The following is a 16,084-nucleotide window of genomic DNA, read 5'->3' on the forward strand; positions in this document are numbered from 1 at the left end:
TTGCGGTGTTGGTTGTAAGTCTATGAAAATATTAATTGTTGATGATCATGCTTATAACCGAGAGCTCCTTGTTTTTATTTTAGAAGACGAGGGGCACGAATGTGTCGAGGCTGAAAATGGCCAGATAGCATGCGAACTTTTTGCGGGTGATGAAGATATCCAGCTGATTTTAATGGACGTAAATATGCCCATTATGGATGGCATTGAGGCTACAAAGGCCATTAAAACCATTGCTTCAAATCGTTTTGTCACCATCATATTTGTAACGGCATTGGATAATGCTGATGTGCTCGTTCAGTGCCTAGATGCCGGCGGCGATGATTTTGTACCAAAGCCCATCAATGAAAGCATTCTTATTTCAAAGTTAAAAGCACATGCACGCAGCCAAGATATGTACAACAGTTTAAAGTCTGTCAATGAAGAGTTGGAATACCACAAAAGATTAATGGATCGCGAGCACCGCATTGTTGAGCACATCTTCTCAAATGACGTGGGTGTGATTGATACCGTATGTGACAATGTCACAGGCTACACCTCTCCAGCCTCGTTATTTAATGGCGACTTATTAATTTCTGCCCCGTCGCCTGCTGGTGGAGTTTATCTGTTAGTTGGAGATTTTACGGGGCATGGATTATCTGCCGCTGTTGGCTCCTTGCCTGTTTCCAGTATTTTTTACGACTGTGTCGCGCGGCAGGAAAGTGTAAGTAATATCGCCCGTATTATGAATCGCCGTTTGTTGCGTTTATTACCCCAAGGTATGTTCTTTTGCGCTGCACTTTTATACCTTGAACCACAAGGGAGGCAAGTTCAGTTTTGGATGGGCGGGATGAACGATATTGTTTGCCGGCAGCCTGGAGTTCAAGAGTTGCTTAAGTTGCAATCCCTACATATGCCTTTAGGGGTGATGGAGGAAGACGAGTTTGATGAGCGCATTGAGCTTGTTGAGCTGCCAGAGAATACGGCTTTATATATTTTTACTGACGGTATTAATGAAGCTAAAAACCTTCAGGGTGAAGAGTTTGGTTTGGACGGTATTGATGCCATTGTGATTGGCGGTGGCGACGTGGTTGATGAGTTAGTGGCCTCGGTGCGCGAGTTTACCAACGGCTGCGAGCAAGCCGATGATGTTACGGTTGTTGAGCTGCTGTGCTCTCCGGTAATACACCGTTGTGCCGCTACAAAAAAAATAACCGATGTGGGGGCAGATTACCGCAATGCAAAAAGTTTTCCATGGCAATTAAAGATGCATTTGTCGGCGGATGACTTACGCTCTAGTGATATCGTGCTTCAGGTCGGTAAGTTTTTAGGGACAATACAAGGCGTTGAGCTGCATCAAGATAAAATTTTCACCATTATTAGTGAGCTATATTCAAATGCTTTAGAGCATGGGGTATTAGGCTTGTCTTCTGCTTTAAAAGAAACGCCAGATGGCTTTGATGAGTACTACCGTTTGCGGGGGCAAAGGCTGGAGGCCATCGAAAGCGAATACATTAATATTGAAATGCAGTACATTCGTGGCAGTTCCGAAAGTGCTGAACCGAATAGGCTTAAAATTGTAATTGCCGATAGCGGTGACGGTTTTGATGTTACAGCCCGCAAGGCTCGGCAAGATAATGACGATGTAAGTTATGGTCGAGGGTTATCGCTGCTTGAAACATTTTGCGAGTCACTTGATTACAGTGACTGTGGTAGCACTGTAACGGCGGTTTATACCTTTAGTTAGCGTTGCGCAGCGTTAACGATGCTGCGCTAAATTCCCCCCTTTAGTCTTTTAGCTTTTTTTGCCTTGGGTGTCGCGGTGAAACTCGCATGTTTTTTTCATGGCTTCGCAAATTTTATGTAGCTCGTGTGTCGAAATGCAGTAGGGGGGCATGGTGTAAAGCAGGCGGCCAAAGGGGCGTAGCCATACACCTTGCTTTACAATAAAGGGTTGAATACGTTGCATATCAACGGGCGTCTCCAGCTCAACAACGCCAATGGCGCCAAAAGTTCGAACCTCTTTTACCCCCTCAATACTACTTATGTTGCTTAAGCCTGTTTTAAGTTGGCCTTCAATATTTTTGACTTGCTCAGGCCATTGATTTTTCTTGAGTAATTCAATGCTGGCATTTGCTACGGCGCAGGCTAATGGGTTACCCATAAATGTTGGGCCGTGCATAAGTGCGCCGGCTTCACTTTGACTAATTGTGCTGGCTATTTCTTCGCTGCATAAGGTGGCGGCAAGTGTCATATAGCCACCCGTAAGCGCTTTGCCTAGGCATAAAATATCGGGCGAAATGTTGGCGTGATCACAGGCAAACCATTTCCCTGTTCGGCCAAAGCCGGTTGCAATTTCGTCGGCAATGAATAGAACGTTGTATTGTTGGCTTAGTGATTTGGCTTTGGATAAAAAATCCGCAGAATAAAATCGCATGCCGCCTGCGCCCTGAACAATTGGCTCGATAATAATAGCGGCTATTTCGTGTGAGTACTTTTGTAGCGTTTGCTCTAGGGCTGTTATGTCTTCCGCTTTACAGGTTTGCCCAAAGTTAGGTGAAGGTGTTGGGCAAAAAAATGTGTTTTCGGCGCAGTCCGAAAATAATTGGTGCATGCCGTTATGAGGGTCGCAGACGCTCATGGCGCCATATGTGTCGCCGTGATAAGCCCCTTCAAAAGCGATAATTTTTTGTTTGCGTGGCTGTTTTTTGGCAATCCAGTATTGGCGTGCCATTTTTAGGGCGACTTCAACGCTGACTGAGCCCGAGTCGGCCAAAAACACGCGGTCTAGGCCATCCGGGGTTAAAGTGGTTAGGTTCTTGGCGAGTTCTACAGCCGGCTCGTGGGTTAGGCCTCCAAACATGACGTGCGCCATGTCGTTAAGTTGTGCAGTGGCGGCGCCGTTAAGACTTGGGTGGTTGTAGCCGTGTACGGCGCTCCACCATGAGGCCATGCCGTCGATAATCCTTCGGCCGTCAGCCAGTGTGAGTGTGCAGCCGTGTGCTGACTTTACCGCGAATAACGGGTTGTCTGCGTTGGTATTGCTGTATGGGTGCCACAGTGTTTTTCTATCGAGATCGAGAATTTCTTCAGGGGACATAATTAAGTGAGGGCAAGCCAAAAGAGCGAAGGGTAGCAGTCTCTTTGGCTTGGATGCAATGCGCGATTGTATTGCCTAGGCGGTTTCGCTGAGTTTTTCTGTGAGGGCGGCTAATATGTGTTGCTGGCTTGGTGTTAAGCTTTTAAATCTTGCGCGCACCTTTGTGTGAAGGTAGGGTTTTTTTATGACCTGTAGCGAAAGAACTTCTAGCTCCACATTGAGCTTGTCATCGCTATTGAGCTCAATGCTTGAAGGGATCAGCGTCTTCCGGCTTTGATTGGCAAGGTAAAATGCATCGCTTTGCTGCGGGTTGCCGCGCGCGTTAAAGCAAAGCCCTCCCATACTTATGTTTTCTAAGTTACCGTAAATTGGGGGCTCCATTGGAGGCGAGCAGGTAACCTCGGCACTTTTGTCGCTAAAGTTAAAACGGGCTTGGTTTCTGCGGTCTTTGCAGAATTTCATGGTCTCGATGTGCAACTTAAAGTATGGGCCATCACCGGCTTGTGCTCGCTCGGTAATTTTGCCTTCAATTTGCCAGTGTTGATAGGTTCCAGGGTATTTTAAGGTGGCATATATGCGTTTGGGCAGTGACAGGTGGTCGCTAGGCAATGCCGGTAGCGGCATATCAATAAAGCACGTTTGTGTTTTTTGATCTGTTTTCAATACCAGTGATTGATAGCCTTGGCCGCGGTACTCTCGCGTTGAGTAAAGAATAAGCGGCAGCCTTTTGTGCTTTGCATCGGCAAGAATTCGCCACTGTTGTAGAGTGACTTTAGCGGTGCTTAAATCAATCTCATTGCTTGCGGTGCTAGGGAGCCATTGAAGTAAAGATGCGAAACCCATGGGCTAAACCTCGTTAAAAAATTGACTAAATACTTATGTTCTCTAAGGGCGTAGCAACAATCGCGCCCAACTTGTTTGGTATTTTTGCGGTCAGTGGCAGCTCAAAGCTTATTGTGTGGTTTGCTGTTGTGAACAATAACCGTACAATGTCGCCTTTTTCTCGGAGTTACTAGGTTGTCGACTGTTCAATCACCTGAAAATAAAGCGCGCTACGAATTCAATAAGCTGCAAAAGCGCCTTCGCCGTTTAACCGGCTCCGCCATTATTGATTACAACATGATCGAAGAGGGCGATCGTGTGATGGCGTGTTTGTCTGGCGGCAAGGACTCTTATGCAATGCTCGATATGTTGTTGGCGCTTAAAAGGATTGCGCCAGTCAATTTCGACGTTGTCGCGGTGAATATGGATCAAAAGCAGCCTGGTTTTCCTGAGCATATCCTGCCCGCTTATTTAGATACGCTGGGTATTGAGTATCACATCATCGAAAAAGATACCTATAGTGTGGTGAAGTCCGTGATTCCGGAGGGGAAGACAACCTGTGGCCTGTGCTCGCGGCTAAGGCGTGGCACGCTCTACGGGTTTGCTGAGCGCATTGGAGCAACCAAAATCGCGTTGGGCCACCACAAAGACGACATAGTAGAAACGCTGTTCTTGAATTTATTTCATGGCGGTCGCTTAAAAGCAATGCCGCCAAAACTTCGCGCCGATGATGGCCGAAATATCGTGATTCGGCCGATGGCCTATTGCCGCGAGTCTGATATTGAGCGTTATGCCAAAGAAAGAGGCTTTCCGATTATTCCATGTAATCTTTGTGGCTCGCAGGAAAATCTTCAGCGCCAGAATGTCAAAGCGATGCTGCAAGGGTGGGATAAAGAGTTTCCAGGTCGGGTGGAAACTATTTTTACCGCTTTACAAAAGGTTTCACCGTCACAATTGGCGGATAAAAGCATCTTTGACTTCGTGAATTTAGAGATTGATCGCTCGGAGGCGGTTGAGGACAATCCTCGTCATAACGAAGGCGTAAAAATACATGCGGTGAATGTGGCCAACTAGTTGTACAGGCAATGAAAAACGGGGCTAATTAGCCCCGTTTTTGTGAGTGATAAAGCCGTAGCTGCGAGCTTAAGGCTGTGTAATCTCAAGTTCTTTAAGCTCTATTCCGTCTTCGTCGGCGCGAAGGTAGCGTGCATTAGAGTGCCAGTCTCCAAGAACCCAGCGGCTATGGCTCTTTCCTTTTTCATCAAATTGATGATGAGCAGGGCGATGGGTATGGCCGTGAATCAATACTTTGACGCGGTACTCATCCATAATGTTTACGACCTCATCAGGGGTCACATCCATAATGTCTTCAGCTTTCATGGCGTTCATCGATTGGCTTTTGCTGCGCAAGTCAGCGGCCATTGCGCGGCGCTGATTGATCGGTAAAGCAAGAACTTGTTGCTGCCATACGGGGTTGCGCACCATTTTGCGGAACTGCTGGTACTCCACGTCTGCAGTGCAAAGTGTATCGCCGTGCATCAGTAAAACGCGCTTGCCATAAAGCTCTACAACGGTTTCGTCTTCAAGCAAGGTAAAGCCGCAGGCGTTTGCCAAGGCTTCGCCAATCATAAAGTCGCGGTTGCCGCGAATAAAAAAGACTTTAACGCCGCGCTTGCTTTGTGCGATGAGCAGTTCTTTGATGTGAGTGGCGAAGTCGCAGTGGTCGTCGTCGCCAACCCAGGCATCAAAGAAGTCGCCTAGAATGTACAAAGCGGTTGCGTCTTTGGCTTGGTTGGCTAAAAAACTCTCAAGCGCTGCGGTAATTTCAGGGCGCTCAGGGCTAAGGTGCAAATCAGATATAAAATAAGTAGCCATGTTTACGCGACGGTAACTCGCTCGATGACAACCGCCTCAGCGGGCACATCTTGGTGAGGGCCGGCGCTACCTGTTTTTACCGTTTTCAGCTTTTCGACAACGTCCATGCCGTTGGTAACCTTGCCAAATACTGCATATCCCCAACCTTGTGATGTTTTGCTCGAGTGGTTAAGGAAGTCGTTATCAGCAACGTTAATAAAGAATTGGGCTGTTGCGCTATGCGGGTCCGCTGTGCGGGCCATTGCAATGGTGCCAGTGTCATTCTTTAGGCCGTTATCCGCTTCGTTTTCAATGGTGTCACGGGTCTTCTTTTGTGACATGTTCTCGTCGAATCCACCGCCTTGAATCATGAAGTTGTTAATGACGCGGTGGAATATAGTGCCGTTATAAAAGCCATCTTCGGCGTATTGCTTAAAGTTAGCTGCGGATTTCGGTGCTTTGTCAAAATCGAGTTCAAGCTCAATATCACCGTAGTTAGTGTGCAGTGTAATCATCTCTTGCTCCTGTCCGAGAGAATGCTATAGATCCAGAGTGTGGCATCGGTAGATGACCATTTAGCTGGCTTACGTCAAAAGGGCCGCTATAATACGCGTTTTGCTTGCAAACCGGAACCTTGCGGGCTGTTTATTACCGTATTAATACAGGCTAGATATGACTGACACCGTCAAACCCATGAATTTTCTCCAGCAACTCATCAAAGCGGATCTCGATGCAGGCAAGCATGCCAAAGTGGTTACACGCTTTCCACCGGAGCCTAATGGTTATTTGCATATAGGTCATGCAAAATCAATTTGTTTGAATTTTGGCCTTGCCGAAGAGTTTGGTGGTGAGTGCAATTTACGCTTCGATGACACCAACCCAGCCAAAGAAGAGCAGCAATATATCGATGCCATTAAAGAAGACGTTACTTGGCTAGGTTACCGCTGGGCGGGTGATGTACGTTACGCATCCAGCTATTTTGATACTTTATATGAGTGGGCCATCCACTTAATACAAAGCGGACATGCTTATGTTTGCGATTTGTCACCTGATGAGGCGCGAGAATATCGCGGCACGCTAAAACATACTGGTAAAAATTCGCCTTACCGTGAGCGCAGCGCTGAAGAAAACCAAGCTTTATTCGAAAAAATGAAAGCTGGCGAGTTTGATGAAGGCGCCTGTGTATTGCGTGCAAAAATTGATATGGCCAATGGCAATATCAATATGCGCGACCCAATTTTGTATCGTATTCGCAAGCAATTGCATCACCAAACGGGTGATAAATGGTGCATTTACCCGAATTATGATTTTGCTCATGGTCAAGAAGATGCCATCGAAGGCGTTACGCATTCTATTTGTACCCTTGAGTTTGCCGACCATCGGCCGCTATACAACTGGTTGATCGAGCATTTGCCGGTACCGAGCCAGCCAAAGCAGTACGAATTTGGGCGCTTAAACTTAAATTACACGGTTACCAGCAAGCGTAAGCTTAAGCAGTTGGTTGACGAGGAGCATGTTGATGGCTGGGATGACCCGCGCATGCCGACTATTGCAGGCTACCGCCGCCGAGGTTATACCCCAGGCGCTTTACGCAAATTTTGCGAAATGATTGGTGTAAGTAAAAGTGATGGTGTTGTTGATGTCGCAATGCTTGAGCATGCAATTCGCGATGACTTGGACAAAAATGCGCCAAGGGCTATGTGTGTACTAAGGCCTTTAAAGGTGATTTTGACGAATTACCCTGAGGACAAAACCGAGCTGCTTAATGCACCAGGGCATCCTCAGCGCGATGATTTGCCGGCAAGGACATTACCGTTTGGGCGCGAAATTTTTATTGATGAAGATGATTTTAGGGAGGAGGCGAACAAAAAGTATAAACGCTTAGTCATTGGCAAGCGTGTACGTTTGCGAAGCGCTTATATTATCGAGGCCGATAAAGCGGTTAAAAATGAAGCCGGTGAAATAATTGCTGTAGAAGCGCGAATTATTGAAAATACCGTAGGAAATGACCCGGAAGATGGTATTAAGGCTAAAGGCGTTATTCAATGGGTAGCAGCGCATGATCACGCCACATTTGAGGTGCGCCTTTATGATCGTTTATTTAACGACCCGTCGCCAGATTCTGGCGATAAAAACTTTTTGGATTTTATCAACCCCGAAAGCTTGACAGTATTGCCAAGTTGCGTTGGTGAAAAGGGCTTGTTAAATGCAGCATCTACTGCGGCCTACCAATTTGAGCGCGAAGGTTATTTTTGTCGCGATAGCCATGCTGAAACCTTGGTATTTAACCGTACGATTAGTTTGCGCGATAGCTGGAATGGCGGTAATTAAATTCGCTGCTTGGCCTATTAAAAGATTATAGAGATGAATATGAGTTTAGTTGTTTACAACACACAAAAACGAATTAAAGAGCCTTTTACTCCCGTTGACCCGAGCGATGTGCGCATGTATGTGTGCGGGCCAACGGTATACAACTTTGTCCATATTGGTAATGCGCGCCCGGTTGTTGTCTTTGATACATTGTTTCGCGTACTTCAAAGCCTTTACCCGAAAGTGACCTATGCGCGAAACATCACCGATATTGACGATAAAATAATGAAGACAGCCAATGATGTTGGCGAAACAATTGAATCGCTCGCCGGCCGTTTTGCGCGTGAATTCGAAGCGGACATGGCGGCGCTCAATAATTTACAACCGTCAATCGTGCCCTATGCTACCCATCATGTGACCGATATGGTGGCAATGGTTTCGAACTTAGTAGAAAAAGGGCATGCCTATGAAGCTCAGGGGCATGTGTTGTTTGATGTTAAGTCTATGCCAAATTATGGCAAGCTTAGCGGGCAAAGTATCGATGCAATGCTTGATGGCGCAAGGGTAGAGGTAGCAGATTACAAAAAATATGCTGGCGACTTTGTATTGTGGAAGCCATCTGCTGAGGATGAGCCCGGCTGGCCAAGCCCGTGGGGGCGGGGGCGTCCAGGGTGGCATTTAGAGTGCTCGGCTATGATAGAAAAACACCTAGGCAATACCATTGATGTGCATGGTGGGGGGCGCGATTTAATATTTCCGCACCACGAGAATGAATTGGCTCAAAGTGAGTGCGCACATGGTGGTGAACAGTATGTGAAATACTGGATGCACAACGGATATGTCAATATTGACGGAGAAAAAATGTCTAAAAGTTTAGGCAATTTTAAAACCGTTAGAGATCTATTAGGCTCTTATAAAGGCGAAGTGATTCGCTTTGCATTGCTATCGGCTCAATATCGTAGTGAGTTGGACTTTTCGGTTGATTTGCTGGACCAATCGGCGGCAAGTTTAGACGGCATTTACGGTGCGCTTCGAAAAGTTGATAGCGTGGAGGAGGCAGCCACGGTATTGGCAGACAGTGCTGCTTATAAAGCCTTGCTAGATGATCTTAATACGCCGCAGGCTATTAGTGAATTACACCAGTTGACTAAGCGTATTAATAAGGCGCAAGAAAGCGAATTGCCCGCGCTTAAATCAGAGCTGTTGGCGGTAGCCAATTTAATGGGCATATTGCAGCAAGACCCGGAAGAATGGTTTAAATCTACCGTTAAATCTGGAATGGATGCCGCAAAAATTGATGCCTTAATTGAAGAAAGGCTAGCAGCGAGAGCGGCTAAAAATTGGGTACGCTCCGACGAGATCCGCGACATGCTGCTTGCTCAAGGGGTTGTGCTAGAAGATTCAAAAGAAGGTACCACATGGCGTTTTGAGTAGCCGAGTAATGCAGGATGCATAAGCACTTAATGCAAGGCCGCGCTAAGTTTTCTTAACGCGGTTTTTTATTATCGATATTTTTGTTTGCAGGTTGTTATGTCAAGCATGCCACCAGAAGCAGGGCTAGAAAGCACTGCGAGTACTAATTTGTTTTTTCGCATCCGCCACAATAAGGTTTTTGAGTGGTTTGTTATTTCTATTATTGTCTTCTCGGCATTAGTTATTGGTGTAAAAACTTATCCTATTCCGCCATTTGTTAACAATCTGGTCATTATATTGGATTGGCTAATCACTGTTATTTTTCTAATCGAGATCGTTATCCGCTTTTTGGCAGAGCCCGTTAAGCGGAATTTCTTTAAAAGTGGTTGGAATATTTTCGATACCCTTATTGTTACGATAAGTTTAATCCCTATTGATAATAGTGAGTTGGCAGTTGTTGGGCGTTTGATTAGGATTTTCCGTGTGTTGCGGATGATTTCAATTATCCCAGAGCTACGTTTATTATTGAATTCCCTACTTAAGGCCTTGCCACAGTTGGGTTATGTAATGCTGCTAATGTTTATTATTTTCTATATTTATGCAGCAGTAGGCAGTACTTTTTTTGCTCAGGTCAACCCCACTTTATGGGGTGATATTGCCATTAGCATGCTGACGCTGTTTCGGGTGATGACATTTGAGGATTGGACAGATGTTATGTATGAAACGCAGGTTGAGTACCCGTTTAGCTGGATTTTTTACTTAACATTCATCTTCTTCACTGCATTCGCGTTTTTAAATATGGTTATTGGCATTGTGGTTAATGTATTGGAAGAGGAGCGGCAAAAGCAAAAGGACGATACTGTTGAAGAGCTACATTTAGAAGAGTTGGATCAGCTGCAGATTATTCGAGCAGAGTTGGCCGAGCTAAAAGAGCTAATGCAATTACAAGCGAAGGCGGGAAAATAATTTGGAGAGCAGCGATACTAATACTAATGCGGTATTAGAGCCTTGGTTAGAGACTCTCTGCTTTGAAGCTGTTGAGGATGCGCTTTATCGGCACATAGAGCCTTTGCTTATGGCCGAGGGCGTAGAGTTTGATGAATATTCATTAATTCAGCATTTAGAGTCTCAAAAATTTTTTACGGGCTTAGAAAATTTACCGGCCAGTTTAGCGTTATTTGCTAAGCATTTTGTCGTCCGGCGATCGCTTTATCGTTTAAGAAAACGTTTTAGCTTGTGTGGTTGGGGGATCCGCTTTGAGCTAATGCATTTGCGTTTTTACAGGCTTGAAACAGCGGCAGGCAAAAACGTAACGCTCGCAAGCGATAGCCTAATTGCTGAGTTTTATGATGATATTGCAACTTTAGCGCAGGCCACCCCCGAGAGTGTAAATAAACTGCTAGCTGATTTTTGGGTGCGTTTTGGCGCATATCAGCGAGCTGATTCGGCCTATGACGTTTTGGGCGTACCCATTGATGCCGGCTGGCCGGAGATTCAGCAGGCTTATCGCGCATTGGCGGCCAAGCATCACCCCGATAAAGGCGGCGATGCCGATACATTTGTCGCCGTTAAAACAGCTTACGACCGCTTAAAGACGCTCAGAAGTACTTACGCCGCAGGCTAATTTGCGGTGGAATGAGGGCTGTTTAACAGTGTGACCAAATGCCATCGGTATCTTTACTTTACGCTATTGCGCCGGATGAGTGACTGACGATAATGTCAACTTTGATTAATACCTTCCAAGGTTGATTGTTATGCTCACGCCAACCCTCACCCGCATTCTTGCGCCTACTTTTACTTTATTGTTATCTGCTTGTGTAGCCACAGATCCGCCAGCCAGCTCATCCAGTATGGCGGGGATTTCTTCGGCAGCCAGTTCGATAAGCAGCTCGTCGGCGCCGACAAATTCAGCCCCATTAGTGAGTTTTGCATCCCCAGCGCAAGGCTACACTTTTGATCAAGGTCTAGGGCAGTTGGATGTGGTCGCTGAGGCGAGTGACCCTGATGATAATCTTAAGTCGGTCTCTCTTTATATCAATAACGTTTTTGTTTCGTCTGTACAGCAGGCTCCGTTTAGCTGGCCTGCGGCAGTTATGAATACCTTGGATGCTGGCAGTCATGTTATTCAGTTGGTGGCAGAGGACGCTTTGGGGTTGAAGGGGAGTGTTAGTCAGTTAATCAGTGTTAATTCGACTGTGAATATCAATCCAACCTTGTCGTTTACTTACCCTGTGGATGGCGATGTATTGCCTTTCCGCTCGTCTATTGATGTGAGCATGACGGCAGGTGATAGTGACGGCAAGATTGAAAGTATTTTGCTGCTACTCAATAACCAGCGTGTAGCCCAGCTTACCGAGGCGCCTTATGTTTGGCCTTCGAGCGTTTTAACCCAGCTACAAGATATGCTGCAAGGTGATTATGTTCTACGTGCCATCGCAACAGATAACCGTAATGGCACCGCCGTTCAAGAGATTGCATTTACCGTACTTGAGCAAAATGATTTCCCTGTTGTTTCTTTTATGTCTCCGGCCAGCAATTTACGGCTTCCGGTGGGTTCATCGCTTGATGTGCTCGTTGAGGCGAGCGATGCCGACGGCGAGGTAAAAGAAGTTAGTTTGAGTATTAATGGAAACCTGATAGGGGTTGATACCAACCCGCCTTTTGAGTGGCGCGCAGCAGGTAATCCTTTATTGAAAGATTTAATGATGGGTGAGCATACATTGCAGTTAGTGGCATCGGATGATAAGGGCGGCCAAGGTAAGGCTGTTAATATTGTTAGTGTCTCTAATAGTGCGTCGCCTTCGGCTGGTGACCCCAAATGGGGTGAGCATCAATACCAGCAATTGTGCATTACCTGTCACGGCTCTTTCGGTGAAAGTGGTGATGGCGGCCCAAGTTTAGTGCCTGCAAAAGATAGCTATGCTCGTAATGGTCAAAGCTATTCGCTGTATAAATTAATCGATGAATTAATGCCAAAAAGCTATGTCACTGGCTGCGTTGATCAATGCGCGCGTAACGTAGCGACTTATATAAAAGGCCCGCTTGGCGAAAAGCATGCGGATTACTCTGCATTGGTGGGGGATGCTGCAACGGGTAAAGTGGAGTATCAATTACAGTGTGCTGGCTGCCACGGTGATCGCGGTATTGGTGGTAGCGAGGATGTATCGTTATTCCCACTAAAGCAAGGCACTGACTATTTGTTAACGACTTACTATACGTATTCGAGTGTTGATCTCTTTGCTATGGTAGATCTGGGTATGCCACTTGGCCCGCAGGGTTTTCCTGATGGCTATGCAAAGACATGCTCTGGGCAGTGTGCAGCAGATGTGATTGAGTACTTAAAAGAATTAGAATCTAGTTTGACCGACGAAGAGAAGCACACCGTGCAGCTAGCAGCGGGCAAGACCAATTACATTAATTACTGTGAAGGTTGCCATGGTGCTGATGGTACTCGGCGCAGCCTAATTCCTTTGTCGAATGCACAGCGTAGTAACACGCGTTTAGATGAGAGTGACAGCTTGTTTGTGTACAACCGCGACAGGATGCCGCCAAGCACCCCTGATACATGCGAGGGGCAGTGCGCGAAAGATGTGACTGTATATATTCGCGAGGTTTTGGATTAGTTTAAAGGGGGATAAAAAAGGCCGGTGCACAAACACCGGCCTTTTTTCTTTACGGGAAAATATAAAATATCGATTAAGAAATCGCTATTTTTTGTATTTTCTCGATTGTTTTTGTTGTTGAGCACCCGTTGACGAACTCTATCATTTTTACTTCGCCTCCACGCGCTAAGGTTTCTTTGGCGCCTACGATTGTCTCTAGGGTATAGTCGCCGCCCTTAACGAGCACATCGGGCTGTAATGTATTGATTAAATCTAGCGGCGTATCGTTGCCTTCGCCGCCAAAAGGGATAACCCAGTCGACGGATTTGAGGGCAGTTAATAATGTGGCTCGATGTGCGAATTCATTAATGGGGCGCGAGGGTCCTTTAAGGCGGCTAATGCTGTCATCGCTATTGAGCCCAACTACTAGCCTGTGCCCGAGGGACTTGGCTTTTTCAAGGTAGCTAATATGACCGGCATGAAGAATGTCAAAACAACCGTTGGTAAAGACAATTTTTTCACCGGCCTTGCGGGCTAATGATATGTGTCGAAAAACCTGCTCTGCAGGGCATTGATAGTGAGTGCCGTGAGTTAGTAGTTGTTCGTTGACTGCGGCGGCTAATTCTTCTGGCGAAACAACTTCAGCGCCGAGTTTGGCAACTACAATGCCGGCGGCCAAATTGGCCACTTCGGCTGCACTGCTATCGCTTTGTCCTAGGGCTTTCATTACTGCCATGGTTGCAATAACGGTGTCGCCGGCGCCGGTGACATCGCTGACCTCACGTACTTTGGCGGGGAAGTCTGTTTTTTCTGTTTGATTAATCACCGACATGCCTTGTTCACTGCGCGTGAGTAGCATACTGGCGATATTTGCGCTCTTCAGTAATTGCCTTGCGCTGCTGGCGATATCTTCTTCAGATTCCACCAAGCCGCCGGCTAGTACAAATTCGCTAAGGTTGGGCGTGATTAGATCTGCCCCGCTATAAGCGGCAAGGTTAGCTTGTTTGGGGTCGACTAAAACCGTTTTGCCTGCTTTCTTGGCTTGTTCAATCAGCGATTCAATATTGTTGAGCGTGCCTTTGTTGTAATCAGAGAATACGACAAGGTCATATTGCGGCAGTAATGTTTCCAGTGCATCGGGTAGCGCTTGGGTATCTCCTTGGTCAAAGGGGGTTTCAAAGTCCAAGCGGACAACTTGTTGCTTGCGGCTAATGACGCGCAATTTCGTAATCGTAGGTTTGTTGCTTTTTATCAGGTGAGCATTAATGTTTTCTTCATGTAATTGAGTTTTTATGCGTTCGCCATTTTCGTCATCACCAATAATGCCTAATAGCCCGACGCTGGCATCTAGATAGCGGATGTTGCGGGCTACGTTTGCAGCACCGCCCAGTTTATCGTTTTGGTTGTTTATTTTAACAACGGGGACTGGTGCTTCTGGAGAAATGCGTTGCGAGTCGCCGACTAAATAGCGATCTAACATAATGTCGCCCACAACAAGGATTTTGGCTTGGTCAAATTGATTAAAAACGGCGATGTCCATCATTTAGTCGGCTCTAAAAAGGTTTTTAGTGGGAGGCTTTTTGTTCTAGTGTATGGTCAAAGGCTTCGCACAACCAGTGACCCATAAATAAGTGCGCCTCTTGAATGCGTGCAGTTTCATCGCAACTAATAATAATGCTTTGTGCTGCAATATCTTTGACTTCACCGCCATCGCGTCCGGTGAAAGCGACGCTGTAAGCCCCGAGTTTGTTAGCGGCTTTTAGCGCTAAATTAACGTTTGGACTATTACCTGAGGTGCTTAAGCCAATAACAATATCTTTAGCGTCGGCAAGGCCTTGTACTTGGCGAGCAAAAACACTATCGAAGCTGTAGTCGTTGCTGTGCGCGGTTAGTATTGATGTATCTGTTGTTAATGCGATGGCTCGGATTGGTGCGCGCTCCGCTTTGTAGCGAACCATAAATTCAGCGGCTAAGTGTTGGCTGTCGGCTGCGCTTCCGCCGTTGCCGCAGAATATTAATTTCCCACCATTTTGAACTGATTCGGCGCAGCGTTGGTAAAGTGTTACCAAGTCTTGTGCATGTTTATCGAGTGTTTCAAATATGGCTTGATGGCGTTTTAAGCTGGATAAATAGTGCGCTTGAAATGACATGTAGTGTCCCTAAAAAGGCTGCTAGCCTATTTATTGTGGTTGGTAGCGGCGGCAAAACTTTGCGCGTATTTGGGAGCCTATTTTTTGCCACTTACCGCGAAAAAGAGCAAGAGTGTCTCCTTTGCTGCCAGATTTGGCTAGGTACTGGTATACCCTAAAGCGGTTTTCGTATGCGCGGCGCTTAATGTTGAGCTTACTGTACTGCTTGGCCAATGCTTTTACATCGTGTTGCGGAGAGAGCTCGGGGTTTTTTTTGTAAAGTTCGCCACCCACTGGGCGCGTGTGTGTAATAGGGGTGTCGTCCAAAATGGCAACTTTATTGAGCTCTGTATTGCCTATAAGTTTGGGCCATAAGCTGTCTAGTCCCCAGCCAGATGGGCTTTGGCTAAAGGTGTGCTTAATATTCAATAATGCATCACGGCTGACAATGGGCGCCATAACCTCGACAAAATTAACATAGCGCAGGTGCACGTTGCGCTTTTGTAATAGTGCAGGGAAGGTGTAAAACGATTGTAAAGTCAGTGCAGGCTGGGCTAGCGATAATTGGTGGCCACTAAACAGGGAAAACATCCGGTTAATGGTTTGTGCATCTGTCAGTAGGTCGTCATCGGGAAACCACACGGCGTCGTAGGTGCTTATCAGCTCCCAATACTGTTCTACTATTTCGCCAATCTTAGGCCATTTACCACCTTTTTGCTGTTCGTAAAAATCAGCGTGATCTTTGTATTTTTCGGCTTGGTCGCCAAAATAGCTCAAGAAAATATCGAACTGGGGTGTGATTCCTTTTAGCCATTCAGGGTGGAGCGAGTTATCGCCAACGCGTGCGATGATTAAAAAACGCTTATCCATTGATAAAC

Annotated in this window: 14 protein-coding genes; 7 read left to right on the top strand and 7 right to left on the bottom strand. The window is 46.4% G+C overall.

Annotated features, from left to right (window positions below):
- Positions 1-22: 22 nt before the first annotated feature.
- Positions 23-1,723, top strand: coding sequence for an ATP-binding SpoIIE family protein phosphatase (locus MARGE09_RS14105; RefSeq protein ID WP_236982886.1), 1,701 nt, complete (start codon positions 23-25; stop codon positions 1,721-1,723).
- Positions 1,724-1,771: 48 nt separating this feature from the next.
- On the opposite strand, the gene bioA is transcribed toward MARGE09_RS14105, so the two are convergent.
- On the bottom strand, positions 1,772-3,076 hold the full coding sequence (gene bioA, locus MARGE09_RS14110) for an adenosylmethionine--8-amino-7-oxononanoate transaminase (RefSeq protein ID WP_236982887.1): 1,305 nt from the start codon (positions 3,074-3,076) through the stop codon (positions 1,772-1,774).
- Positions 3,077-3,151: 75 nt separating this feature from the next.
- Positions 3,152-3,919, bottom strand: coding sequence for a PilZ domain-containing protein (locus tag MARGE09_RS14115; RefSeq protein WP_236982888.1), 768 nt, complete (start codon positions 3,917-3,919; stop codon positions 3,152-3,154).
- A gap of 174 nt (positions 3,920-4,093) precedes the next feature.
- On the opposite strand from MARGE09_RS14115, the gene ttcA reads away from it, so the two are divergent.
- The gene (ttcA, locus tag MARGE09_RS14120) at positions 4,094-4,972 is read left to right on the top strand and encodes a tRNA 2-thiocytidine(32) synthetase TtcA (protein ID WP_236982889.1); all 879 of its coding nucleotides are present in this window, start codon (positions 4,094-4,096) and stop codon (positions 4,970-4,972) included.
- Between the two features lie 69 nt (positions 4,973-5,041).
- Here the strand turns inward: ttcA and MARGE09_RS14125 are convergent, their stop codons facing one another.
- Together MARGE09_RS14125 and MARGE09_RS14130 are read right to left on the bottom strand one after the other, a co-directional pair.
- On the bottom strand, positions 5,042-5,773 hold the full coding sequence (locus MARGE09_RS14125) for a UDP-2,3-diacylglucosamine diphosphatase (RefSeq protein WP_236982890.1): 732 nt from the start codon (positions 5,771-5,773) through the stop codon (positions 5,042-5,044).
- Positions 5,774-5,775: 2 nt separating this feature from the next.
- Positions 5,776-6,267 (bottom strand): peptidylprolyl isomerase, encoded by a 492-nt coding sequence (locus MARGE09_RS14130; RefSeq protein WP_236982891.1) that lies wholly within the window; start codon positions 6,265-6,267, stop codon positions 5,776-5,778.
- Between the two features lie 157 nt (positions 6,268-6,424).
- On the opposite strand from MARGE09_RS14130, the gene MARGE09_RS14135 reads away from it, so the two are divergent.
- From MARGE09_RS14135 to MARGE09_RS14155, 5 genes are all read left to right on the top strand, one after another.
- The gene (locus MARGE09_RS14135; protein ID WP_236982893.1) at positions 6,425-8,083 is read left to right on the top strand and encodes a glutamine--tRNA ligase/YqeY domain fusion protein; all 1,659 of its coding nucleotides are present in this window, start codon (positions 6,425-6,427) and stop codon (positions 8,081-8,083) included.
- 39 nt (positions 8,084-8,122) lie between these two features.
- Positions 8,123-9,496 (top strand): cysteine--tRNA ligase, encoded by a 1,374-nt coding sequence (cysS, locus tag MARGE09_RS14140; RefSeq protein ID WP_236982901.1) that lies wholly within the window; start codon positions 8,123-8,125, stop codon positions 9,494-9,496.
- A gap of 105 nt (positions 9,497-9,601) precedes the next feature.
- A complete protein-coding gene (locus MARGE09_RS14145) occupies positions 9,602-10,441 on the top strand; it encodes an ion transporter (RefSeq protein WP_236987375.1) in 840 nt (279 codons plus the stop codon).
- Position 10,442: 1 nt separating this feature from the next.
- Entirely contained in the window at positions 10,443-11,099 is a 657-nt protein-coding gene (locus MARGE09_RS14150; protein ID WP_236982903.1) for a DNA-J related domain-containing protein, read from the top strand.
- Positions 11,100-11,229: 130 nt separating this feature from the next.
- Positions 11,230-13,098, top strand: a complete 1,869-nt coding sequence (locus MARGE09_RS14155) for an Ig-like domain-containing protein (protein ID WP_236982905.1) — start codon at positions 11,230-11,232, stop codon at positions 13,096-13,098.
- Between the two features lie 73 nt (positions 13,099-13,171).
- Here the strand turns inward: MARGE09_RS14155 and hldE are convergent, their stop codons facing one another.
- From hldE to MARGE09_RS14170, 3 genes are read right to left on the bottom strand one after another with little or no spacing between them, the layout of a single operon-like run.
- On the bottom strand, positions 13,172-14,620 hold the full coding sequence (gene hldE / locus MARGE09_RS14160) for a bifunctional D-glycero-beta-D-manno-heptose-7-phosphate kinase/D-glycero-beta-D-manno-heptose 1-phosphate adenylyltransferase HldE (protein WP_236982907.1): 1,449 nt from the start codon (positions 14,618-14,620) through the stop codon (positions 13,172-13,174).
- Positions 14,621-14,642: 22 nt separating this feature from the next.
- Positions 14,643-15,227 (bottom strand): D-sedoheptulose-7-phosphate isomerase, encoded by a 585-nt coding sequence (locus tag MARGE09_RS14165; RefSeq protein WP_236982909.1) that lies wholly within the window; start codon positions 15,225-15,227, stop codon positions 14,643-14,645.
- A 30-nt stretch (positions 15,228-15,257) separates the two neighbouring features.
- Entirely contained in the window at positions 15,258-16,076 is an 819-nt protein-coding gene (locus tag MARGE09_RS14170; RefSeq protein ID WP_236982911.1) for a DUF707 domain-containing protein, read from the bottom strand.
- Positions 16,077-16,084 lie beyond the last annotated feature (8 nt).

It is taken from the genome of Marinagarivorans cellulosilyticus (assembly GCF_021655555.1).
Classification (GTDB): Bacteria; Pseudomonadota; Gammaproteobacteria; order Pseudomonadales; family Cellvibrionaceae; genus Marinagarivorans; species Marinagarivorans cellulosilyticus.